A 21,815-nucleotide genomic window follows, 5' to 3' on the forward strand; every position below is an offset into this window, starting at 1 on the left:
CGTCCGGGCGCTGCGACGCGCGGCCGTCGCCGCCCGTGCGGCCCGCACCCCGTCGCACCGCGTCCTGCACGGCGCGCCGCACCGAGTCCTGGTCGTCCATGCCGAGCCAGCCGGCGAGCAGGCGCACGTACTCGGGACGCAGCGCCGTGTCCCGGATGCCCGCCACGACGGGTGCCGCGGCGCGCAGCGCGCCCACGCGTCCCTCGGCGGTCGTGAGGTCGTGCGCGGCGAGCGTCGACCGGATGACGAACTCGAACAGCGGCTGCCGCGCCTGCACGAGCGCGCGCACGGCGTCCGGGCCCTTCGCCTGGCGCAGGTCGCACGGGTCCATGCCGGACGGCTCGACCGCGACGAACGTCTGCGCGGTGAAGGACTGGTCCTCGCCGAACGCGCGGAGGGCGGCCTTCTGCCCGGCGGCGTCGCCGTCGAACGTGAAGACCACCGCGCCGCCGACGGACCCGCCGCCGACGAGCTGCACGCCGCCGGCGCCGCCCCCGTCGCCCAGCAGCCGGCGCACGATCCGCGCGTGGTCCCCGCCGAACGCGGTGCCGCACGTCGCGACGGCGGTGCGCACGCCCGACAGGTGCATCGCCATGACGTCGGTGTAGCCCTCCACGACGACGACCTGCCGCTCGCGGGAGATCTCCCGCTTCGCCAGGTCGATGCCGTACAGGACGTGGGACTTGCGGTACAGCGGCGTCTCGGGGGTGTTGAGGTACTTGGGGCCGCTGTCGTCGTCGAGCAGCCGACGGGCGCCGAACCCGACGGTCTCCCCCGTCACCTCCCGGATCGGCCAGACCAGCCGACCGCGGAACCGGTCGTAGATCCCGCGCTGCCCCTGGCTGACGAGGCCGGACGCGGTCAGCTCCGCCTCCGTGAAGCCGCGCCCGCGCAGGTGGCGCAGCAGGCCGTCCCAGCCCTGCGGGGCGAAGCCGACGCCGAAGTCCTCGGCGGCGCTGCGGTCGAACCCGCGCTCGGCGAGGAACGCGCGCCCCGGCGCCGCGGCGGGCGTGAGCAGCTGCTCGCGGTAGAACTCCTCCGCGACGCGGTGGGCGTCGAGCAGGCGGCGGCGCCGGCCGGGCTCCTCGCCGGGACGCGCCGGGCCGCCGTCCTCGTAGCGGACCTCCATGCCGACGCGCGACGCCAGGTGCTCCACCGCGTCGGTGAAGCCGAGGCCGTCGACCTTCTGCACGAAGGAGATGACGTCACCGCCCTCGCCGCAGCCGAAGCAGTGGTAGCGGCCGACCTGCGGGCGGACGTGGAAGGACGGCGTCCGCTCGTCGTGGAAGGGGCACAGGCCCTTGAGCGAGCCGACGCCGGCGGACCGCAGCGCGACGTGCGCACCGACGACGTCCTCGATCCGGACACGCTCGCGGACCGCCTCCACGTCCTCCCGTCGGATGCGTCCCGCCACGGGCGTGAGTCTAGGCGTCGCGCGTCGGTGCGACGTCGGTGTCGAATGCGGGGACGCCCGCACGTCAGGGTGGCGTCCGGGTCACGAGGTCCCGGCACCGACGAGGAGGTCCGCCGTGGAGTACATGCTCTTCATCTGCACCGATCCCGAGGGCGAGGAGCCGCGTCCCGGCGACGTCGACATCGAGGCGTGGGGTGCCGACGTCGGCGCGCGGGGGGTGTGGAAGCACGGCGACCGGCTGCGGCCCGTCGAGGCGGCGACGACGGTGCGGCGCCGCGGCGACGACGTCCTCGTCACCGACGGCCCCTTCGCGGAGACGCGGGAGACGATCGCCGGCTACGACGTGATCGAGTGCGCCGACCTCGACGAGGCGATCGCGGTCGCGGCGGCGCACCCCATGGCGCGCCTGGGCCGCGTCGAGGTGCGCCCGGTGTGGCCCCTCGACGCGGGCGACTGAAGCGGACGACCGAGCCGGGCGACCGAGCCGGGCGGACGGGCACCGCGACGTCAGTGCCGCGGCGGGCGCACGAGCCGTGCGTGCACCGCCGCGGCCGAGACGTCGGTGAGCGACGCGACCTGGTCGACGACCACGCGCAGCCGCTCGGCGTCGTCCGCCGCGGCGCGCCAGTCCGCGGCGAACGGCGGCTCGAGCGCGCCCGGCGCACGGTCCGACAGCACCTCGACGAGGTCGGCGAGCATCTCCCGCTGGCGCTGGTACAGCGGCTCGAGCTCGCGGGGCGCCATCACGTACGCGACCGCCATGCCCTTGAGCACGAGGATCTCGGCGACCGTCTCCAGCGGCACGACGAGCTCGGCCGCGTACCGCGTGAGGGGCCCGGGCCCGTACCGCTCCCGGGTCGCGAGCTGCGCCGCCTGCGCGAACCGGCCGATGAGCTGGCTCGTCGCGTCCTTGAGGCCCGCGAGCGCGCCGCGCGACCCGTCGAACCCGGGCTCCCAGAGGCGTGCCGCCACGAGGCGGTCCATCGCCCCCTCGAGACCGGCGGGGTCGACCTGGTCGCCGTACCAGGTGCCGACGGCGTCGACGATGCGCGCGCGCTCGTCCGGGACGCTCAGCACGTCCAGGTCGAAGCGGCCGCCGACGACGGCGTCCTCGACGTCGTGCACCGAGTACGAGATGTCGTCCGCGAGGTCCATGACCTGCGCCTCGAGGCACTTGCGCCCGTCCGGCGCGTCCTGGCGCAGCCACGCGAACACCGGCAGGTCGTCCTCGTACACGCCGAACTTGTGCGTGGGGCGGCCGGTCGCGGGGCTGACCGGTCCCTGCCCGAAGCGCCACGGGTACTTCACCGACGCGTCGAGGCTCGCGCGTGTCAGGTTCAGCCCGACCGACCGGCCGTCGGGACCGACGACCTTCGGCTCGAGGCGCGTGAGCAGGCGCAGCGTCTGCGCGTTGCCCTCGAACCCGCCGATGCCGCGCGCGAGGCCGGCGAGCGCGCGCTCGCCGTTGTGGCCGAACGGCGGGTGCCCCAGGTCGTGCGCCAGGCACGCCGTGTCGACGACGTCGGGGTCGCAGCCGAGGGCCTTGCCGATCTCGCGGCCCACCTGCGCCACCTCGAGCGTGTGCGTCAGGCGGGTGCGCACGAAGTCGTCGGACGACGGGCCGAGCACCTGGGTCTTCGCGCCGAGGCGACGCAGGGCCGACGAGTGCACGATGCGGGCGCGGTCGCGCTCGAACGGCGTCCGCTCGCGCGACTTCGAGCCCTCGGGGAGCCAGCGCTCGCGGTCCGCGTCGACGTAGCCGTCGCCGTCCGCGCGCAGGCGGGCGAGGTCGTCGAGCGTGGTCACGCCGTCCAGCGTAGTTGCGGGCACCGACGCACGAGGTGTCCGGGCGTGCGGTGACCGGGCGTGACCGGCGGTCGTGCCCCGCCGGTCACGCCCGGGGCTCATCCCTTCACGGAGCCGGCGGTCAGGCCGCCGACGATGTACTTCTGCAGGAAGAGGAACAGCAGGAGCACGGGCACGGCGGCGATGACGGCGCCGGCGGCGAACAGGCCCCAGTTCGCCTCGAGCAGCGACGACACCCAGCCGTAGAGGCCGACGGCGACGGTCCAGCTGCGCTCGGACTGGAGCACGAGCCGGGCGATGATGAACTCGCCGAACGTGCTGATGAACGACAGCAGCCCGACGACCGCGAGGATCGGCGTGACCAGGCGCAGGATGATCCCCCAGTAGATCTGCGCGTGCGTGGCGCCGTCCAGCTTGGCGGCCTCGTCGAGCTCGCGCGGCACGGTGTTGAAGAACCCGTACATGAGGAACGTGTTCACGCCCAGCGCGCCGCCGAGGTACACGGCGATCAGCGCCAGCTTGCTGTTCAGGCCGAGCACCGGCAGGACGTTGCCGAGCCCGATGAGCAGCAGGAAGATCGCGACGAACGCGAGCATCTGCGGGAACATCTGGATGACCAGCAGGGCCGTGAGGCCGGCGCGTCGCCCCCGGAACCGGAACCGCGAGAAGGCGTACGCGGCCGACGCCCCCATGAGCACGGTGCCGACGCCCGTGGCGACCGCGATCTGCAGCGTGTTCGCGAGCCACGTCCAGAACATCGAGTCGCCGAGCGCGGCGAAGTTGGCGCCCGACACGTCGCCGAACAGGCGGTTCGAGCCGGTGAGCGTGCCGCCCTCGGACAGCGCGGCGGACACGACGTAGACGATCGGGAACATCGCGAAGACGACGGCGACGACGCCGACGAGGTGGCGCCACCCGAGCTCGGAGAACCACCTGCGCGCCGACATGCGCGGCTGCGCGGTGCGCGCGGTGCTCGGCCGGACGCGGGGCGCGGCGGACGTGGTGGCCATCAGCTGATCTCCTCGAACTGCTTGGTGCGCTTGAAGGTGATCGCCGAGATCGTCGCCACGATGGCGAAGATGACGATCGACAGGGCGCTGGCCAGGCCGTAGTTCTTCGCGGCCGTGCCGTCGAGGCCGGACACGGAGTAGACCATCGAGATGAGGATGTCCGTGTGGCCGAGCGGCACCGACGCGTCCGCGAAGCGCGGCCCGCCGTTCGTGAGCATGTAGATGAGCGTGAAGTTGTTGAAGTTGAAGGCGAACGACGAGATGAGCAGCGGCGTCGTGGCCACCAGCAGCAGCGGCAGCGTCACCGAGCGCCACGTGCGCCAGCGCCCCGCGCCGTCGACCTTGGCCGCCTCCATCACGTCCCCCGGCAGCGACTGCAGCGCGCCCGTGCAGATGAGGAACATGTACGGGAACCCGAGCCACAGGTTCACCAGCAGCACGGACAGCTTCGCCAGCCACGGGTCGGTCAGCCACGGCACGTCCGCGCCGCCGAGGAGCACCTGGTTGACGAACCCGAACGACCGGTTCAGCATCCCCGACCACAGCAGCGCGGCCAGGAAGCCGGGGATGGCGTACGGGAAGATCAGCAGCGTCCGGTAGACCCGGCGCCCGCGCAGCCGCGTGTCGTTGAACGTGATCGCCAGGAACAGCCCCAGCAGGAACGTCGTGACGACCGACAGGATCGCGAACGCGAAGGTCCACGCGAGGATCTTGAGGAACGGCCCGGCGTACCGGCTGTCGCCGAACGCCGTCGCGAAGTTGTCGAACCCGACGGGGACGCGCCAGCCGACGTTGAGCCGCTGCCCGTCCGGCGCGACGAACCAGCCGTCGTCGTCGGGCGCGTACACCGTGCCCGTCGTCACGTCCGTCATCGTGTCGGCCTCGGCGTCGTACTCGAGGGCCGACGTGGAGACGTAGCCGGTCCGCGCGTCCTGCGTGCGGATCGCGCCGTCCTCCGGGTCGTCGGAGAACGGGACGCGCAGCGTCGTCACCTCGTCCTGACGCTCGAGCACCTGGCGGCGGTCGAGCACCTGGGCGCCCGGCACGGCCGTCACGGCGTCGCCGTCGGTCGTCGCGCCGTCGACCGGCGCCAGCGGCGCGTCCGCCGTGCCCACGCGGACGTCGCCGTCCTCGTCGACGAGCGCGAACCCGAGCGCGCCGTCGCGCTCGACCACCGTGATCGGGTAGGTCGCGGAGCCCTCGACGCGGCGCTCGTTCTGCACGAGCAGCGCCTCGATCGCGTGCTCCTTCGTCGAGTTGTGGCCGTCGCCGTAGTTCGTGAACGCGACCCAGCCCGTGTACGCGACCACGTACACCTGGAAGACGAGCAGGAAGGCGAGGCCGGGCAGCACGTACTTCAACGGCAGCGTGCGCCGCGAGAAGTAGACCCAGTCGGCCGCGAGCAGCAGCGCGACCATCGCCGCGAGGATCCCGTAGGACTCCTCGCGCCAGGCCGCGAGGACCGCGAACACCCCGAAGGCGTTCACGACCGCCATGAGGACGAGCTTGGCGACGAGGCCGCCGACCGTGCCCGACGCGTGCGGCGTTCCCGGTGAGCGCCGGCGGCGCCGCCGGCCCGGCGCGTCGCCGTCGCCGGCGGCGGTCGAGGTGTCGTCGAGCGTGGACTGGGTGGACATCAGGCCTCCGTACGGGCTGGCGGGCGCGTCCTCACGCCCCGGGGGACGGGCGGTGCGTCACGGCGGACCGGTGCGCACCACCCCGTGGCGGGCGCGCCGCACGGCCTCGGGACCGTGCGGCGCGCCGCCGTCGTGCGGGGTCAGGAGCCCATGGCTCCCTGGATGTCGGCGATCATCTTGTCCCAGGCGGCGACGGGCTCGGCCGCGCCGGACAGGATGTTGGCCTCGGTGACGCCCCAGAACGCCCACACGGAGCCCATCTCGGGGATCGACGGCATCGGCACGGCCTCGGCGCCGACGGCGGCGAAGCCGGCGGTCACCGGGTCCTGCGACGCGGTCTCGGCGGCGGACGAGAGGGCGGGCGGACGGTTGCCCGCCTCGTACAGCGCGAGCTGCGCCTCGTCGGTCGCGATGTAGTTGACGAGGAAGTCGTTCGCGAGCAGCGCGTTCTCGCTCTGCGCCGAGACGTAGAAGCCCTGGACGCCGACGAACGGCTGGGCCGGCTGCCCGCCGGCCGACGGCAGCGGGTCGATCGACAGCTCGAGGCCCTCGAACTGCTCGAGCATCCACGGGCCGCCGACGATGAAGGGCGACTCGCCGTTCTTGAACGCCTCGACCGCGATGTCGTACGTGATGTCGGTCTTCAGGACGCCGGCCTGGCCCTGCGCCTGCAGCCACTGCGCGAACGCGTGCCCGGGCTCGCCGCCCATGGCGAGCTCCGGCGAGTACGAGCCGTCCTCGTTCTGCGTGAAGACGGGTGCGCCGAACGACGTCTGCAGCGGGTAGTACGTGTAGGGGTCGCCCTCGGTGCCGGTCTGGATGAGCAGCGGGTGCGGCGTGCCCGCCGCACGGCCGGCCGCGACGGCCTCGTCCCACGTCGCCGGGGCGGCGGGGGCGAGGGCGGTGTTGCGGATGAGCGCGATGTTCTCGATCGCGTACGGCAGGCCGTAGACCTGACCGTCCTGCGTGAAGGCCTCGACCGCGACCTGCTCGAAGTCGGCGGCGCGGTCGGCCAGCTCGATGGGCGCCACGACGCCGTTCTGGGTGAGCTCGCCCAGCCAGTCGTGCGCCCCGACCGTGATGTCCGGGCCCTCGCCGGTCGGCACCTGCGCGAGGAAGTCGGCGCGGATGTCCTCGAAGTTCTTGAGGACGACGTCGACCGTGACGTCGTTCTCCTCCTCGAACGCCGTCGCGGCCTCGTCGACGGCCGCCTGGCGGGTCTCGTCGACCCAGACGACCAGGTCGCCGCTGCTGCCGCCGTCGGCGGTGGCCGAGGTGGTCGCCTCGGGGGTCTCGGTGCCGCCCCCGGCGCACGCCGCGAGGGTGAGCGCGAGGCCGAGCGTCGCCGCCGCGGCCGGGATGCTCCGTCGCATCGTTGATCTCCTGTTGTCGGTGCCGTCGCCGCGCGTCGACGGTGCCGACGCTGGCCTGGTGGCGCAGAACGTACGACGTTTGCCACGGCTCTTGCAACTCGTTACGGTAACTTTCAGACAGCATTTCAGGCGGCGTTGCGGCAGACCCGCCGTGCGGAGGACGAGGAGGTCCCGTGTCCCCTACTACGCTGCCGCCTGTGCGTACCCGGTTGACCGACCTCGCCGAGCAGGCGGGGGTGAGCACCGCGACCGTGTCGCGGGTGCTGAACGGCAAGCACGGCGTGTCCGCACAGGCCCGCCAGGCGGTGCTGGCGGCCCTCGACGTGCTCGGCTACGAGCGTCCGGAGAAGCTGCGCATGCGGTCCGCCGGGCTCGTCGGCCTCGTCGTGCCCGAGCTCAGCAACCCGGTCTTCCCCGCGTTCGCGCAGGTCATCGAGACGATGCTGACCGACCGCGGGTACACGCCGCTGCTGTGCACCCAGTCGCCCGGCGGCACCACCGAGGACCAGTACGTCGAGCTGCTGCTCGAGCACGGCGTCGACGGCATCGTCTTCGTCTCCGGTCTGCACGCCGACACCTCCGCCAGCAAGGACCGCTACCACCGCCTGCGCGGGCGCGGCGTCCCCCTGGTGCTCGTCAACGGGTTCGCCGAGGGCGTCGACGCGCCGGCCGTGTCGACCGACGACACCGCGGCCATGGACCAGGCGTTCCGCCACCTGTGGTCGCTCGGGCACCGCTCGATCGGGCTCGCGATCGGGCCCACCCGGTTCGTGCCGGCCCGGCGCAAGCGCGAGGCGTTCGCCGAGCTGCTGGAGCGGCACGCGGGCGTCACCGACCCCGACCCGCACGTCGTCTCGACGCTGTTCACGGTCGAGGGCGGGCACGCCGCCGCCACCGAGCTGTTCCGCTCCGGGCACACGGCGGTCGTGTGCGGGTCCGACATGATGGCGCTCGGTGCCGTCCGCGCCGCGCGTACCCTGGGACTGTCGGTGCCCGACGACGTCTCCGTCGTGGGCTTCGACGACTCGCCGCTCATCGCGTTCACCGACCCGCCCCTGACGACGGTGCGCCAGCCCGTCGCCGCCATGGGGCACGCGGCGGTGTCCGCGCTCGTGGGCGAGATCACCGGCACGCCGGCCGCCCGCGCCGAGCTGCTGTTCCACCCCGAGCTCGTCGTCCGCGGCTCGACGGGCTCCGCGCCCGAGCACGCGGCGACCACCGCCGAGACGGCTCCCGCGAGCCTCTGACACCGGGCGGCAGCCGCCGCCCCTCCCCCGACCGGCCCCCGCGGCACGCGGCGCTGGCCCCTGCGCCACGCCTCTGCGCGTGCGCGCCCCGCACGCGGACCGGCCCCAGACCCGGACCCGGACCCACACGCAGACCCAGGAAGGTTCCCGTGACCCTCGACGTGACCCTCGACGCCCTCCCCGACGCCGCCCTCGTGCACCGCGCCGAGGACCCCGCCGGCCCGTGGTGGCGCCACGCCGTCATCTACCAGGTCTACCCCCGCTCGTTCGCCGACGCGTCGGGCGACGGCATCGGCGACCTGCCCGGCGTCACCGCTCGGCTCGGCCACCTCGCCGAGCTCGGCGTGGACGCGGTCTGGCTCTCGCCGTTCTACCGGTCGCCGCAGGCGGACGCCGGCTACGACGTCGCGGACTACCGCGAGGTCGACCCGCTGTTCGGCACGCTCGCGGACGCCGACGCCCTCATCGCACGCGCGCACGAGCTCGGCCTGCGCGTCGTCGTCGACCTGGTGCCCAACCACACGAGCGACGAGCACGTGTGGTTCCAGGCGGCGCTCGCCGCCGCACCCGGATCCCCCGAGCGGGCGCGCTACGTCTTCCGCGACGGCCGCGGCGCCGACGGCGAGCTGCCGCCCAACAACTGGGACTCCATCTTCGGCGGCCCCGCGTGGACGCGCACCACCGACGCCGACGGCACGCCCGGCCAGTGGTACCTGCACCTGTTCGACAGCAAGCAGCCGGACCTCGACTGGGAGAACGCCGAGGTCCGCGCCGAGTTCGAGCAGATCCTGCGCTTCTGGCTCGACCGGGGCGTCGACGGGTTCCGCGTCGACGTCGCGCACGGGATGGTCAAGGAGGCGGGCCTGCCCGACTGGCACGGCCACGTGTCGATGATCGAGGGCACGGACGACGCCGACGCCGTCAACGGCTCCGGCAACCACGGCCCCATGTTCGACCAGGACGGCGTGCACGAGATCTACCGCGCGTGGCGGTCGGTCCTCGACGAGTACGAGGGCGACCGGGCGATGGTCGCCGAGGCGTGGGTCGAGCCGCTCTCCCGCCTGGCCCGCTACGTGCGCCCCGACGAGATGCACCAGGCCTTCAACTTCGCGTTCCTCGCCGCCGGCTGGGACGGGCCCGCGCTGCGTCGCGTCATCGCCGCGTCCTTCGCGGCGAACGACGCCGTCGGCGCCCCCACCACCTGGGTGCTCTCCAACCACGACGTCGTCCGGCACGCCTCCCGCATGGGCCTGTCGGACCCGACGCACCGACCCAACGGCATCGGTCACGGCGACGAGCAGCCGGACGCCGAGCTCGGCCTGCGCCGCGCCCGTGCGGCGTCGCTGCTGATGCTGGGCCTGCCCGGCTCGGCCTACGTGTACCAGGGCGAGGAGCTCGGCCTGCCCGACCACACCGCGCTCGAGGACGGCCTGCGCCAGGATCCCGCCTTCTTCCGCACCGGCGGGGTCGAGCGGGGGCGCGACGGGTGCCGCGTCCCGCTGCCGTGGGAGGGCGACGCGCCGGGCATGGGCTTCTCGCCGACGGGTGCGACGTGGCTGCCGCAGCCGGCGGCGTGGGCGGAGCTCGCCGCCGACAAGCAGCGTGGCCGCGCCGGCTCCACGTACGAGCTGTACCGGGCGGCCCTCGGCCTGCGCCGCAGCGAGCAGCTCGGCGCCGGCGACCTGCGCTGGCTCGACCAGGACCCGCACGTCCTGCGGTTCGCGAACCGCGACGTCGTCGTGGTCGCGAACCTCGGCGACGACGAGGTCCCGCTGCCGGCCGGGACGCAGGTGCTCGTCGCCTCGGGGCCGCTCGGGGGCAGCGCGGAGGCGCCGACCGTGCCGGGCGCGACGACCGCCTGGGTGCGCGCCGGCGTCTGACGGCCGGACCGACCCGCGCGGCGACGGCGGACGGAGCGATCAGTCCGCCGTCGCCGCGACGGCCCCGTCGACGACCGCGGCCGGGCCACCGGCGCGGAACCACGCACGCTGCTGCGTCGCGCCGGTGCCGCGCACCCACAGCTCGTCGAGCAGCGTCTCGACCCGCTCGACGTCGCCGTGGTCCGCGAGCGCCGGCCGCACGTGCTCGAGCAGGCTCCGGACGACGTCACGCGCGGGTGCCGGGCGGAACGCCGGCGGGGCGACGAGGTCGCCCGTCACGCCGGACCGGCCCGCGCGCCACGTGGCGGCGCGCAGGCGCTCCACCCGGTCGACCAGCGGCGGCACACCGTCGGCCGCCTCGCGGGCGGCCGTCTCGACGAGCCCGCGTGCGAGGGCCGCGACGAGCACCGCGTCGCCGCCCCGCAGGCACACGTCGGCGACGCGGATCTCGACCGTCGGGTAGGCGTGCGACAGCCGGGCGTCGAAGTAGATCATGCCGTGGTCGAGGGCGGCGCCCGTGTCGAGCAGGTCCTGGACGACCCGGTGGTAGCCGGCCGCGCTGCCGAACGGTGCCGTGGGCCCGGCGCTCGGCCAGCGGTTCCAGACCTGCGACCGGAAGCTCGCGTAGCCCGAGTCCTCGCCGCGCCAGTACGGCGAGTTGGCGCTCAGCGCGAGCAGCACCGGCAGCCAGGGGCCGATGCGGTCGAGGACCGCGACACCCTCGTCGTCGTCCGCCACGCGCACGTGGACGTGGCAACCGCCGGTCAGCTGCTCGCGCAGCGTCAGCGCGTACTCGCGCGCCATGTGGTGGTAGCGCGCCCCGCGCGACAGCGTGCTCTCCCCCGCGACGGGTGACGTCGCGACCGCGGCCAGGCGCACGCCCACCGCGTCGGCGGCGGCGCGGGCGCGCGTGCGGCCGGCGCGCACCTCGTCCGCGAGCGCGTCGAGGTCCTCGCACGGGTGGGTGCCGGTCTCCAGCTGCTGCTCCTTCAGCTCGCCCTCGAGGCCGCCGCCGGGTTCCGGCTCCGGCTCCGGGGTGCCGCCGCGCAGCTCGTAGGCCCGCAGGGCTGCCGCCGCCGCACCGGCGGGCGCCCCGTCCGGGCCCACCAGCAGGTACTCCTCCTCGACCCCGACCGTTCGCATGGCGGGAGTCTGTCGGGTCCGGGCGCGCGGCGCGCGGCGACGGGTGACGCCCCGACGCGGTCGACGTACGCTCGCGACGTGCCCGAGGTCCCGCACCGCGTGCTCGTCACCGGCCCCGCGAGCTGGAACCTCACGGTGCGCGTCGCCACGCTCCCGGAGCCGCGACCGCACACGGTCTCGGCCGACGGCTGGGCCGACGGGCTGGGAGGGACCTCGGCGGGCAAGGCGGTGACGCTCGCGGCGCTCGGCGTCGACGTGACCCTGCGGACCGTGCTCGGCGAGGACGACGCCGCCGGCCGCATCCGCGCGGCGCTGGAGCGCCCGCACCTGGAGGTCGTCGCCGTGCCCGCCGCGGGGCGCGCGAGCGAGCGGCACGTGAACCTCGTCGCCGACGACGGCTCCCGGCTGTCCGTCTACCTCACGCTGCCCGACGCGGTGCCGTCCGGTGCGGCGCGCCCGGTCGCGGAGCTGCTGCGGGGCGCCGACGCGGCGGTCGTCGACCTCGCGGAGCACAGCCGGCCGGTGCTCGACGCCGCCCGGGCCGCCGGCGTCCCGGTGTGGTGCGACGTGCACGACGACGACGGCACGGGACCCTACGCGCGGGCGTTCACCGCCGCGGCGGACGTCATCCTCGCCAGCCACGTGCGACTGGCGGACCCCGTCGCGTACCTGCGGGCGCGCCTCGCCGAGGGGGCACGGCTCGCGGTGGTGACGCGGGGCGCCGCGGGAGCGCTCGCCGTCGCGGTCGGTGACGACGGCGTGCCGCGGTGGTACGACGTCGGCGCCGCCGCGGTGCACGCGGCCGTCCAGGCCGAGGGCGCCGGCGACGCGTTCGCCGCGGGGCTGCTGTGGGCGACGCTCGCGGGTGCGCCCGTGCCGGAGGCGCTCGCCCTGGCGTCGGCGACGGGCGCGGTCGCGGTGGCCGGACCGGGGCTCGGCGCGCCCGACGCCACCCCGCGGACCGTGCGGCGGCTCGTCGAGCGGGTGGTCGTGACGCCGCGCTGACAGGCGTCCGGGCCCATGCCGGGCGGCGGGTCAGCCGCCGGAGACGGACAGCTCGGCCTCGTGGAGCTCCTGGCGGAACTCGTCGGACAGCTCGCGGGAGTCCAGCCACCCGTACGGCAGGATCGGCCGCTTCGGCGAGCCGGCACGTCCGCGCTGACCCTCGGCCGGTGCGCCCGGGTACGGCTGCTCCTGGTCCAGCCGCGCCAGCAGGTCGTCGAGCTCCGCGAGCGACGAGACGAGCCCCAGCTGCGCGCGCAGCTCCCCGCCCACCACGTACCCCTTGAAGTACCAGGCCATGTGCTTGCGCATCTCGCGCAGCGCCTTCGACTCGTCGCCGAAGTGGTCGACCATGAGCTCGGCGTGGCGGTGCACGACGCGTGCGACCTCACCCAGGCCGGGCCGGATGCGCGCGTCCGAGCCGGCGAACGCCGCGGCGAGGTCGGCGAAGAGCCACGGCCGTCCCTGGCAGCCGCGGCCGACGACCACGCCGTCGCACCGGGTGTGCGCCACCATCGCGAGCGCGTCCTCGGCCGACCAGATGTCGCCGTTGCCGAGGACGGGGATGTCGGTGACGGCCTCCTTGAGGGTCGCGATGGCATCCCAGTCGGCGGTGCCCGAGTAGTAGTCGGCGGCCGTCCGGCCGTGCAGCGCCACCGCCGCGACGCCCGCGTCCTGCGCCGTGAGGCCCGCCTCCACGTACGTCAGGTGGTCCTCGTCGATGCCCTTGCGCATCTTGACGGTGACGGGCACGCCGACCGGGCGGGCGGCGTCCACCGCGGCCCGCACGATCGACGCGAACAGGTCCCGCTTCCACGGCAGCACCGCGCCGCCGCCCCGGCGCGTCACCTTGGGCACCGGGCAGCCGAAGTTGAGGTCGACGTGGTCGGCCCGGTCCTCCTCGACGAGCATGCGGACCGCCGCGCCCACGGTCGCCGGGTCGACGCCGTAGACCTGCACCGAGCGCGGCACCTCGTCCGGCTCGAACGAGATGATCCGCAGCGACTCGGGGCTCCGCTCGACGAGCGCCCGGCTCGTCGTCATCTCCGCGACGTAGAGGCCGGCGCCCGACTCGCGGCACAGGCGCCGGAACGCCGCGTTCGTCACGCCCGCCATGGGCGCGAGGACGACCGGCGTGTCGACGGTGATCGGGCCGATGCGCAGCGGCGGCAGCGCGCGACGGGCCGCGGCGGGCGCGTCGGTCGACGGGGCGGTGGTGGTCTGCACGGCTCCATTGTCACCCGGTCGGCCGCCGACCTCACCCGTGGTCCCCGGGAGGTCGCAACCCTCGGGCAGGCTGCTGCGTCGAAGGAGGTGTGACCATCACGCACCCGCCGCCCGAGGGGCCCGCGTCCCTGCCCCCGACCACCCCGGCGAGCGAGACGGCGCCGGTGGTGCCGCGGGTCCTGCCGGCGCACGGCGGCGGTCGCGCGGACCGCGACGCCGAGTTCACCGCCTTCATGGCCGACGCCGGCACGGCGCTGCTGCGCACGGCGTGGCTGCTCGTCGGCGACGCGCACCGCGCCGAGGAGCTGGTGCAGCAGGCGCTCGTGCGGACCTACGGCGCGTGGGGACGCGTGCGCGGCGGCGACCGGCGGCGTACACGCGCCGCACGCTCGTCAACCTGCGCACGGACACGTGGCGGCGCCGGCGGCGGGAGGTGCTCACCGCACCTGACGACCTGCCCGAGTACGCCGCCGCGGCGGGCACGGGCGCCGTGCACGACCGCGACACCCTCGTCCGCGCGCTCGGCCGGCTCACGCCCCGGCAGCGCCGCGTCGTCGTCCTGCGGCACCTGGTCGGCCTGACCGAGCGCGAGGTGGCCGAGGACCTGGGCATCAGCACGGGCACGGTCAAGTCGACCGCCTCGCGCGCGCTCGCCGCCCTCCGCGCGGACCTGACGGTCGACGTGGCGCGGACGGCGACCGCCTCCACCCCCGCACGCACCCGACCCGAGGAGACCCGATGACGCTCACCGACGACGAGGTCGCCACCGCGCTGCGCGCACGGGCGGACCGGGACGCACCGACGATGACGCTCGACCCGGTCCGGACGATCGCCCGCGGTCGGCGCCGGCGCGCCGCCACCGCGGGCGCCGCGGCCGGCGCCGCCGCCGTGACGGCCGTCGGTCTCGTGCTCGGCACGGCCGCGCTGGTGGCGCCGCCGACCGCCGACGCCCCGACCGCGACCGCACCGGACGCCACCGCGCCGGACTCCGGCGCACCGGTCGCGACCGCCGCACCGGACGTCGCCGACCTCGCCGAGGGCCTGCAGGCCGCACGCGGGGCGGTCCCACGCACGCTCGCCGACGGAAGCACGTGGTGGGACACGGGGATCGGCTCGGCCGCGACCGGGGAGACCGTCGCGTTCGGCACGGTGGACGGCGACGTCCCCGGGTTCGGGATCCTCGACGCGACGGGGCACGTCGCGTACCCGATGCCGCTGCGGTGGTCGCCCGACGACACGCTCGCCGAGCACGGCCCGGCGGACGGCTACTTCGCGCAGACCGGTCTTGCGGTCGGCACGAGGGAGGACGTCGTCGACGTGGTGCTCGGTGCCGTGCCGGCGTGGATGCCGGGGGCGCGTGTCGCGCACGTGCTGCCGACCGGCGTCGTGGACGCGACGGGTGCCGTGCGCCACGTCGTCGAGGTCCCGACGTTCCCCGAGCCGGCCGGCTCGGGCGCCAGCCTGTTCGTGATCGGCGGCTCGGGAGTCTTCGACATGAGCTCCCCCGGGCCGGAGGACGGGGTCGTCCTGTGGTCGCCGTCGGTCACGGTGTTCGTCGGCACGGACGGCAGCGCGTACGTCAACGGCCTGCCGGTCACGCGCGACCAGCTCGCCCTGTGGGCGCCCGGCGCGCCGGTCGAGCAGGTGGTGGCGGACCTGGTCGCCCTCGGGGCGCACCTCTGAGGGCACGCCCGACCCACGACGCACGCCGTCACGACGACGCCGGGCCGGCGGGTGCACGGAGCACCCGCCGGCCCGGCGTGGGTCGTGCGGTCACGCGCCGACGAGGCGCTGGGCCAGGTACGGCGTGACCTGGTCGAGCGCGACCCGCTGCTGCGACATGTCGGCGCCGTGGCGGTGACGGCCTCTGTGGAGGTTCCTGTCACACCAGGTCGTGCGAGGCCGGCGCCCCCCGTCGGGCGGCGCCGCAATCACGCGACGGCGCGATCGGCTGCCGCCCGGTGCGATCACCTCGGGATGCCCGATGACCTGGCACGCCGTCCGGATCGCGTGCTCGAGCTGGTCGCGGCGCACTCAGCTCGCGCTCGCGAGCACGAGCGAGCGCTCCTCCTGCGAGAGGATCCCTCCCAGAGGGGATACCTCGCGCATTGCGACCGAGTCGCGGTCGAGCCCGGTCAGGACCCGTCGGAGCCCCCGCACGTCGTGCTGCGAGATCATGGTGCTCCACCGCTCGAGGTTGCGCACGTGCGGCTCGCCCGTGACGCTCCGGCGCAGCCGCTCGAGGTTGGTACGGACGACCGGTTCCCAGTCGACGAGCGATCCTGGCGTCAGCGACAGGCAGAGCTGACGGTGGAGGAGCCACGACCGCCGCTCGGACCTGGTGAGCGACTGCTCGACGGGACGCCGCACGACCTCGAGCCGGTACCCCATGCACGACAGCAGGTGGTCGAGCTTGTCGTCGCTGAACTCCACCCTGCCGGACAGGAACTGGCTGATGCTCGGCTGGTGCACGCCGCTCAGCCGGGACAGCTGCGACTGGGTGGTACGCGTGCTGCGCATCACCCGGTCGAGCACGTCCCGACGAGAACCCATGCGCCGACTATAGCGCGCGGTGCTATAGCCGTCAGTGCCCGACGCACCGCGGACCGGCGTCCGTCCCGGTCGCGGGTCCCGGCTCGGGGGACGCAGCGGGGCACCCACCACGACGGACACGTCCGACCGCCCGCGACCTGCCGACCGGCCGCGCCGGGAGGCCGCGGACGGTCGTGCGGTCAGGCGCCGACGAGGCGCTGGGCCAGGTACGGCGTGACCTGGTCGAGCGCGACGCGCTGCTGCGACATGTCGTCGCGGTGGCGGATGGTGACGGCCTGGTCGTCGAGCGTGTCGAAGTCGACGGTGATGCAGAACGGCGTGCCGATCTCGTCCTGGCGGCGGTAGCGGCGGCCGATCGCACCGGCGTCGTCGAAGTCGACGTTCCAGTTCTTGCGCAGCTCCGCGGCCAGGTCGCGCGCCTTGGGGCTGAGCTGCTCGTTGCGCGAGAGCGGCAGCACCGCGGCCTTGACGGGCGCCAGGCGCGGGTCGAGGCGCAGCACCGTGCGCTTGTCGACGCCGCCCTTGGTGTTGGGCGCCTCGTCCTCGGTGTACGACTCGACGAGGAACGCCATGAGCGAGCGGGTCAGGCCCGCGGCCGGCTCGATGACGTACGGCACGTACCGCTCGTTCTTCTGCTGGTCGAAGTACGACAGGTCCTGGCCGGAGTGCTGCGCGTGCGTCGACAGGTCGAAGTCGGTGCGGTTGGCGATGCCCTCGAGCTCGCCCCACTCCGAACCGGTGAAGCCGAAGCGGTACTCGATGTCGACCGTCCGCTTGGAGTAGTGCGACAGCTTCTCGGCCGGGTGCTCGAAGTGGCGCAGGTTCTCCGGGGCGATGCCCAGGTCCGTGTACCACTGCGTGCGCGTGTCGATCCAGTACTGGTGCCAGTCCTCGTCGGTGCCCGGCTCGACGAAGAACTCCATCTCCATCTGCTCGAACTCGCGCGTGCGGAAGATGAAGTTGCCCGGCGTGATCTCGTTGCGGAAGGACTTGCCGATCTGGCCGATGCCGAACGGCGGCTTCTTGCGTGCGGCCGTGAGCACGTTCTGGAAGTTCACGAAGATGCCCTGCGCGGTCTCGGGGCGCAGGTAGTGCAGGCCGGACTCGTCCTCGACCGGGCCGAGGTACGTCTTCAGCATCATGTTGAAGTCGCGCGGCTCGGTCCACTCGCCGCGGGTGCCGCAGTTGGGGCACGCGATGTCGGCGAGGCCGCCCTCGGGCGCGCGGCCCTTCTTGGCCTCGAAGTCCTCGAGCAGGTGGTCCTCGCGGAACCGCTTGTGGCAGGACAGGCACTCCGTCAGCGGGTCGGTGAAGACGCCGACGTGGCCGGACGCGACCCACACCTGGCGCGGCAGGATGACGGACGAGTCGAGGCCGACGATGTCGTCGCGGCTGGTGACCATCGCACGCCACCACTGGCGCTTGATGTTCTCCTTCAGCTCGACGCCGAGCGGTCCGTAGTCCCACGCGGAGCGTGTGCCCCCGTAGATCTCGCCGCTCGGGAAGACGAACCCCCGGCGCTTGGCGAGGGAGACGACGGCGTCGAGGCGGGAGGCGGTGCTGGCCACTGGGTTCTCCTGGGTCGAGGAAGCCCGCGGCTGGGTGCCGCGGGGCACAACCGCCACAGCGTAGCCGCCGGGCCACCGGTCGTTTTGACATCCGTTCGCGCCGTAGTTGAGAATCGGTCTCATGTCCAGGTCCTCCCGCGCCCTCGCGCTGCTCGCCGTCCCCGCCCTGCTGGTCGCGGGGTGCTCCTCCGGGGGCACGGACGCGGGCTCCGGCGGGACGGGCGGCGACCGCGTCGCCGTGCTGGCGTCGTTCTACCCGCTCCAGTTCGTCGCAGCGGAGGTGGGGGGTGACCGCGTCGAGGTGTCGTCGATGACGCCGCCCAGCGCAGAGCCGCACGACCTCGAGCTCTCCCCCGCGCAGGTCGCCGACCTCTCGTCCGCCGACGTCGTCGTCTACCAGTCGGGCTTCCAGGCGGCCGTGGACGAGGCGGTCGAGCAGACCCGGCCGGCGCACGTCGTGGACGCGACGCAGGCCGCCGGCCTGAGCGAGGGCGGCGCCCACGCCGACGAGCACGAGGGCGAGGAGCACGCCGACGAGCACGAGCACGGCTCGCTCGACCCGCACTTCTGGCTCGACCCGACGCTCATGCCCGACGTCGCCGACGCCGTCGCCGACGCGCTCACCGAGGTGGACCCGGACGGCGCCGACACGTACCGCTCGAATGCCGACGCGCTCGGCGAGCGCTTCGCGGCCCTCGACGAGGAGTACCGCACCGGCCTGGCGACGTGCGAGCGGGACGTGATCGTGACGTCGCACGAGGCGTTCGGCTACCTCGCGGAGCGCTACGGCCTCGAGCAGGTCGGCATCTCGGGCGTCGACCCGGAGGCCGAGCCGTCGCCGGCACGCCTGCGCGAGGTCGGGGACCTGGTGCGGGAGAGCGGCGTCACGACGATCTTCTTCGAGACGCTCGTGAGCCCGAAGGTCGCCGAGACACTCGCCGCCGACCTGGGCGTCGGCACGGCCGTGCTCGACCCGCTCGAGGGCCTGACGGACGACGCGCAGGACTACTTCGGCGTCGCCGAGCAGAACCTCGAGCAGCTGCGCGTGGCATTGTCGTGCGCGTGACCTCGCCGTCCGCCGCCCCCGCCGCGGTGCCCGCCGCCGGTGCCCCTGCGGTGCCCACCATCGACGCCCGCGACGTGCACGTGACCCTCGGCGGACGCCCGATCGTCCGCGGCGTCGACCTCCGGGTGCCCGCAGGTCAGGTGCTGGCCCTGCTCGGCGCCAACGGGTCCGGCAAGTCGACCCTCGTCCGCTCGCTGCTCGGTGTCGTCCCGCTCGCCTCCGGCTCGGTGCACCTGCTCGGCGCGCCCCTCGGCCGCCAGGTGCCCTGGCAGCAGGTGGGGTACGTGCCGCAGCGCATGGCCGCCGGCGGCGGCGTGCCCGCGACGGCGCTCGAGGTCGTCGGCTCGGGCCTGCTGCACGGCCGGCGCCTCCTCCCGCCGCGCGACCGGCGCGCCCGCGCCCGCGCCGCGCTCGAGACGCTGGGGGTCGGCCACCTGCTGCACCGCCGGGTCCAGGAGCTGTCGGGCGGCCAGCAGCAGCGCGTCCTCATCGCCCGCGCCCTCGTCCGCGACCCTCGCCTGCTCGTCCTCGACGAGCCGACGTCCGGCATCGACGTGCCCACGCAGGAGACGTTCGTCCGGACCGTCGCCGCACTGCGCGACGCCGGCACCACGGTGCTCGTGATCCTGCACGAGATCGGCCCGTTCGCGCCGCTCATCGACCGGGCGGTCGTGCTGCGGCACGGCCGCGTGGTGCACGACGGCGCACCGCCGGTCGCACGCGGCGAGCACGGGTCCGCCGAGCACGACCACACGCACCCGCACGCCGACCCCGCCCCGCCGTCCGACGGCCCCGACCTGCAGCTGGGGGTGGCACCGTGACGTGGTGGACCGAGCTCGCCGAGCTCCTCTCCTCGCCGCTCATGCAGCGCGCGCTGATCGCGGCCGTGCTCGTGGGCGCCGCCGCACCGGTGGTCGGCACGTTCCTCGTGCAGCGCCGCCTCGCGCTCATGGGCGACGGCATCGGCCACGTGGCCCTCACCGGCGTCGCCGTGGGCTGGCTCGTGGGCAGCTGGGCCGCCGCCTCCCCCGCCGACGCGCTCGCCGTGCCCGGCGCAGTCGTGGCGGCCGTCATCGGGTCGGTCGTCATCGAGCTCGTGCGCGAGCGTGGCCGCACGAGCGGCGACCTCGCGCTCGCGATCATGTTCTACGGCGGCATCGCCGGCGGCGTGCTGCTCATCAAGGTCGCCGGCGGCACGAACGCGAACCTCATGAGCTACCTCTTCGGCTCCATCGCCACCGTCACGACCGCGGACCTGTGGTGGACCGTCGCGCTCGCCGCGCTCGTCCTCGGCGTGGGCGTCGGCCTGCGGTGGGTGCTCTTCGCCGTCAGCCACGACGAGGAGTTCGCGCGCGCCAGCGGGCTGCCCGTCCGCCTCGTGTCGATGGTCGTCGCGACGCTCGCCGCGCTCACCGTGACGATCGCGATGCGCGTCGTGGGCCTGCTGCTCGTCAGCGCGCTGATGATCGTGCCGGTCGCCGTCGCGCAGCTCTACGCGCGCTCGTTCGGCCGCACGATGGCGGTGGCGAGCGCCGTCGGGGTGGCGGTGAGCGTCGTCGGCCTCACGGTGACGTACTGGAACGACGTGCCGCCGGGCGCCACGATCGTCGTCCTCGCCATCGCCGTGTACGCCGTGGGTGCCGCGGTGCGTCCGCTGGTGCACCGCCGGGCGCCGGGCGAGGACCCGCACCCCGACATGTCCGACGACGTCCTCGTGCCGGGCGCGACCGCGGACGACTGCGCGCCCGCACCCGCGGCGCCGCCGCACCGCTGACGGCGCGCCACGCCCGGCGGCGGGCGCCGGCGCCGGCGGGACCCAGGTCACGTCCGGGCCCGCGCGGGGCGGACGTAGGATCGCTCGCGTGACGGAGGTCGTGCGTGCCTACGGCCTCGACGGCCTGCCCCTGGGGCTCGTGCTCCTCATCCTCTTCGTCGCCGTGCTGGCCCGGTCGCACGCGACCTACTGGGCGGGCCGCGCGGTCGCCCGCGGCGCGGCGTACGAGGGCACGCACCGACACGGCCCCCGCCTGTGGCAGCGCACCGTCGACCGGCTCGCCGGGTTCGCCGGGACGCCGCTGGCCCGCACCGGCCTGGCGCTGGTCCACCGGTGGGGCCCGCTCGCGGTCACCGCCGGCTACCTCACGGTCGGGGTGCAGACCGCCGTGTTCGCCGCCGCGGGGCTGCTGCGCATGCCGTACCTGCGGTTCACCGTCGCGTCGCTGCCCGGGTCGGCGGCGTGGGCGGCGGTCTGGGGCACCATCGGCCTGTCGGCCGTGTGGGGTGCCGTCGCGCTCGCGGCGGGGTCCCCCTGGGGCGTGGCCGCGCTGCTCGCCGCCGCCGCCGTCGTCACGCTCGTCGTCGTGCGCGCGCGCCGTCGCCGTGCCGCCGAGGCGGCCGCCGCCGGCACCGCGTCGGGCGGCACCGTCCCCGGCGCGACGACGCCGCACCCGCGCTGAGGCGCGGACGCGGCGTCGTGGTCGGGGGGCCGGGCGGACCGTCAGTCCGGCGGCTCCTTCGTCTGGTCGTCGACGTCCGGCACGTCCTGCGCGCGCGGGCTCTCGCCCTGCAGCTCGTCGATCAGCTTCGAGGCGTCGGCCTTGGTGAGGTTCTCGGGGACGTCGCGGCCCGCCTCGCGCGCCAGCGTCCCGAGGTAGCTCAGCTGGGCGCCGGTGGCGGGCTCGTCGCCCGTGGTCCAGTCGTCGGGGTCCTTGATCGTGCTCGACCCGGTGGGGTCGGACGGGTCCTGCACGGAGGTGTCGCCGGGGTCGCTCGTCATGCGGCCACGCTACGACGCCCCTCCGACAGCCGCGCGCCGGGCCCGGGCGCCCCCGCGGCTCCATGACCGGCGGGGCGACGGCGGCGTCCGTGCCGACCGCCTCCGGCCGCCGG

At 74.8% G+C, this 21,815-nt stretch carries 21 protein-coding genes; 10 read left to right on the top strand and 11 right to left on the bottom strand.

Annotation, left to right across the window (positions count from 1 at the left end):
* Positions 1 to 1,414: DNA primase (dnaG, locus tag AB6N23_RS08210; protein ID WP_412865609.1), on the bottom strand; the 1,414-nt coding region annotated here is incomplete at its 3' end.
* A gap of 124 nt (positions 1,415 to 1,538) precedes the next feature.
* Here dnaG and AB6N23_RS08215 point away from each other — a divergent pair.
* Entirely contained in the window at positions 1,539 to 1,871 is a 333-nt protein-coding gene (locus tag AB6N23_RS08215; protein ID WP_412865632.1) for a YciI family protein, read from the top strand.
* 50 nt (positions 1,872 to 1,921) lie between these two features.
* On the opposite strand, the gene AB6N23_RS08220 is transcribed toward AB6N23_RS08215, so the two are convergent.
* The 4 genes from AB6N23_RS08220 to AB6N23_RS08235 all read right to left on the bottom strand — a co-directional run bounded on the left by AB6N23_RS08220 (position 1,922) and on the right by AB6N23_RS08235 (position 7,240).
* Positions 1,922 to 3,220 carry a deoxyguanosinetriphosphate triphosphohydrolase gene (locus AB6N23_RS08220; protein WP_412865610.1) on the bottom strand — a complete coding sequence of 433 codons (1,299 nt, stop codon included), beginning with the start codon at positions 3,218 to 3,220 and terminating at the stop codon, positions 1,922 to 1,924.
* 98 nt (positions 3,221 to 3,318) lie between these two features.
* Positions 3,319 to 4,230, bottom strand: coding sequence for a sugar ABC transporter permease (locus AB6N23_RS08225; RefSeq protein ID WP_378207922.1), 912 nt, complete (start codon positions 4,228 to 4,230; stop codon positions 3,319 to 3,321).
* Positions 4,230 to 5,867: an ABC transporter permease subunit gene (locus tag AB6N23_RS08230; protein ID WP_412865611.1), complete on the bottom strand. Its 1,638-nt coding sequence runs from the start codon at positions 5,865 to 5,867 to the stop codon at positions 4,230 to 4,232. Before AB6N23_RS08230 ends, AB6N23_RS08225 begins: the two co-directional genes overlap by 1 nt.
* Before the next feature lie 140 nt (positions 5,868 to 6,007).
* Positions 6,008 to 7,240, bottom strand: coding sequence for a sugar ABC transporter substrate-binding protein (locus AB6N23_RS08235; RefSeq protein ID WP_412865612.1), 1,233 nt, complete (start codon positions 7,238 to 7,240; stop codon positions 6,008 to 6,010).
* Positions 7,241 to 7,437: 197 nt separating this feature from the next.
* On the opposite strand from AB6N23_RS08235, the gene AB6N23_RS08240 reads away from it, so the two are divergent.
* Positions 7,438 to 8,487 (top strand): LacI family DNA-binding transcriptional regulator, encoded by a 1,050-nt coding sequence (locus tag AB6N23_RS08240; RefSeq protein WP_412865613.1) that lies wholly within the window; start codon positions 7,438 to 7,440, stop codon positions 8,485 to 8,487.
* A 161-nt stretch (positions 8,488 to 8,648) separates the two neighbouring features.
* Positions 8,649 to 10,367 (top strand): glycoside hydrolase family 13 protein, encoded by a 1,719-nt coding sequence (locus tag AB6N23_RS08245; RefSeq protein ID WP_412865633.1) that lies wholly within the window; start codon positions 8,649 to 8,651, stop codon positions 10,365 to 10,367.
* Positions 10,368 to 10,406: 39 nt separating this feature from the next.
* Here AB6N23_RS08245 and AB6N23_RS08250 read toward each other — a convergent pair whose 3' ends face one another.
* Positions 10,407 to 11,510 carry a carboxylate-amine ligase gene (locus tag AB6N23_RS08250; RefSeq protein ID WP_412865614.1) on the bottom strand — a complete coding sequence of 368 codons (1,104 nt, stop codon included), beginning with the start codon at positions 11,508 to 11,510 and terminating at the stop codon, positions 10,407 to 10,409.
* Positions 11,511 to 11,588: 78 nt separating this feature from the next.
* Here AB6N23_RS08250 and AB6N23_RS08255 point away from each other — a divergent pair, with 78 nt between their 5' ends.
* On the top strand, positions 11,589 to 12,515 hold the full coding sequence (locus AB6N23_RS08255; protein WP_412865615.1) for a carbohydrate kinase family protein: 927 nt from the start codon (positions 11,589 to 11,591) through the stop codon (positions 12,513 to 12,515).
* Between the two features lie 30 nt (positions 12,516 to 12,545).
* On the opposite strand, the gene dusB is transcribed toward AB6N23_RS08255, so the two are convergent.
* Positions 12,546 to 13,739 carry a tRNA dihydrouridine synthase DusB gene (gene dusB, locus AB6N23_RS08260; RefSeq protein WP_412865616.1) on the bottom strand — a complete coding sequence of 398 codons (1,194 nt, stop codon included), beginning with the start codon at positions 13,737 to 13,739 and terminating at the stop codon, positions 12,546 to 12,548.
* A gap of 340 nt (positions 13,740 to 14,079) precedes the next feature.
* Between dusB and AB6N23_RS08265 the strand changes: the two genes are divergently transcribed.
* Together AB6N23_RS08265 and AB6N23_RS08270 are read left to right on the top strand one after the other, a co-directional pair.
* On the top strand, positions 14,080 to 14,481 hold the full coding sequence (locus tag AB6N23_RS08265; RefSeq protein WP_412865617.1) for a sigma-70 family RNA polymerase sigma factor: 402 nt from the start codon (positions 14,080 to 14,082) through the stop codon (positions 14,479 to 14,481).
* Positions 14,478 to 15,422, top strand: a complete 945-nt coding sequence (locus tag AB6N23_RS08270) for a hypothetical protein (RefSeq protein WP_412865618.1) — start codon at positions 14,478 to 14,480, stop codon at positions 15,420 to 15,422. The genes AB6N23_RS08265 and AB6N23_RS08270 overlap by 4 nt, the downstream gene beginning before the upstream one ends.
* Positions 15,423 to 15,512: 90 nt before the next feature.
* On the opposite strand, the gene AB6N23_RS08275 is transcribed toward AB6N23_RS08270, so the two are convergent.
* From AB6N23_RS08275 to AB6N23_RS08285, 3 genes are all read right to left on the bottom strand, one after another.
* Complete coding sequence (locus tag AB6N23_RS08275) at positions 15,513 to 15,773, bottom strand: hypothetical protein (RefSeq protein ID WP_412865619.1); 261 nt, start codon at positions 15,771 to 15,773, stop codon at positions 15,513 to 15,515.
* Positions 15,774 to 16,292 (bottom strand): helix-turn-helix domain-containing protein, encoded by a 519-nt coding sequence (locus AB6N23_RS08280; protein WP_412865620.1) that lies wholly within the window; start codon positions 16,290 to 16,292, stop codon positions 15,774 to 15,776.
* A 179-nt stretch (positions 16,293 to 16,471) separates the two neighbouring features.
* Positions 16,472 to 17,860, bottom strand: a complete 1,389-nt coding sequence (locus tag AB6N23_RS08285; protein WP_378208443.1) for a glycine--tRNA ligase — start codon at positions 17,858 to 17,860, stop codon at positions 16,472 to 16,474.
* 121 nt (positions 17,861 to 17,981) lie between these two features.
* Here AB6N23_RS08285 and AB6N23_RS08290 point away from each other — a divergent pair, with 121 nt between their 5' ends.
* From AB6N23_RS08290 to AB6N23_RS08305, 4 genes are all read left to right on the top strand, one after another.
* Entirely contained in the window at positions 17,982 to 18,926 is a 945-nt protein-coding gene (locus AB6N23_RS08290) for a metal ABC transporter substrate-binding protein (protein WP_412865621.1), read from the top strand.
* Positions 18,923 to 19,747: a metal ABC transporter ATP-binding protein gene (locus tag AB6N23_RS08295; RefSeq protein ID WP_412865622.1), complete on the top strand. Its 825-nt coding sequence runs from the start codon at positions 18,923 to 18,925 to the stop codon at positions 19,745 to 19,747. Before AB6N23_RS08290 ends, AB6N23_RS08295 begins: the two co-directional genes overlap by 4 nt.
* Complete coding sequence (locus AB6N23_RS08300; protein ID WP_412865623.1) at positions 19,744 to 20,700, top strand: metal ABC transporter permease; 957 nt, start codon at positions 19,744 to 19,746, stop codon at positions 20,698 to 20,700. Before AB6N23_RS08295 ends, AB6N23_RS08300 begins: the two co-directional genes overlap by 4 nt.
* 88 nt (positions 20,701 to 20,788) lie before the next feature.
* Positions 20,789 to 21,382, top strand: a complete 594-nt coding sequence (locus AB6N23_RS08305) for a DedA family protein (protein WP_412865624.1) — start codon at positions 20,789 to 20,791, stop codon at positions 21,380 to 21,382.
* Positions 21,383 to 21,423: 41 nt separating this feature from the next.
* On the opposite strand, the gene AB6N23_RS08310 is transcribed toward AB6N23_RS08305, so the two are convergent.
* Complete coding sequence (locus AB6N23_RS08310; RefSeq protein ID WP_412865625.1) at positions 21,424 to 21,702, bottom strand: DUF3072 domain-containing protein; 279 nt, start codon at positions 21,700 to 21,702, stop codon at positions 21,424 to 21,426.
* Between the last annotated feature and the right edge of the window lie 113 nt (positions 21,703 to 21,815).

This window comes from Cellulomonas pasadenensis (assembly GCF_047229365.1).
Classification (GTDB): domain Bacteria; phylum Actinomycetota; class Actinomycetes; order Actinomycetales; family Cellulomonadaceae; genus Cellulomonas.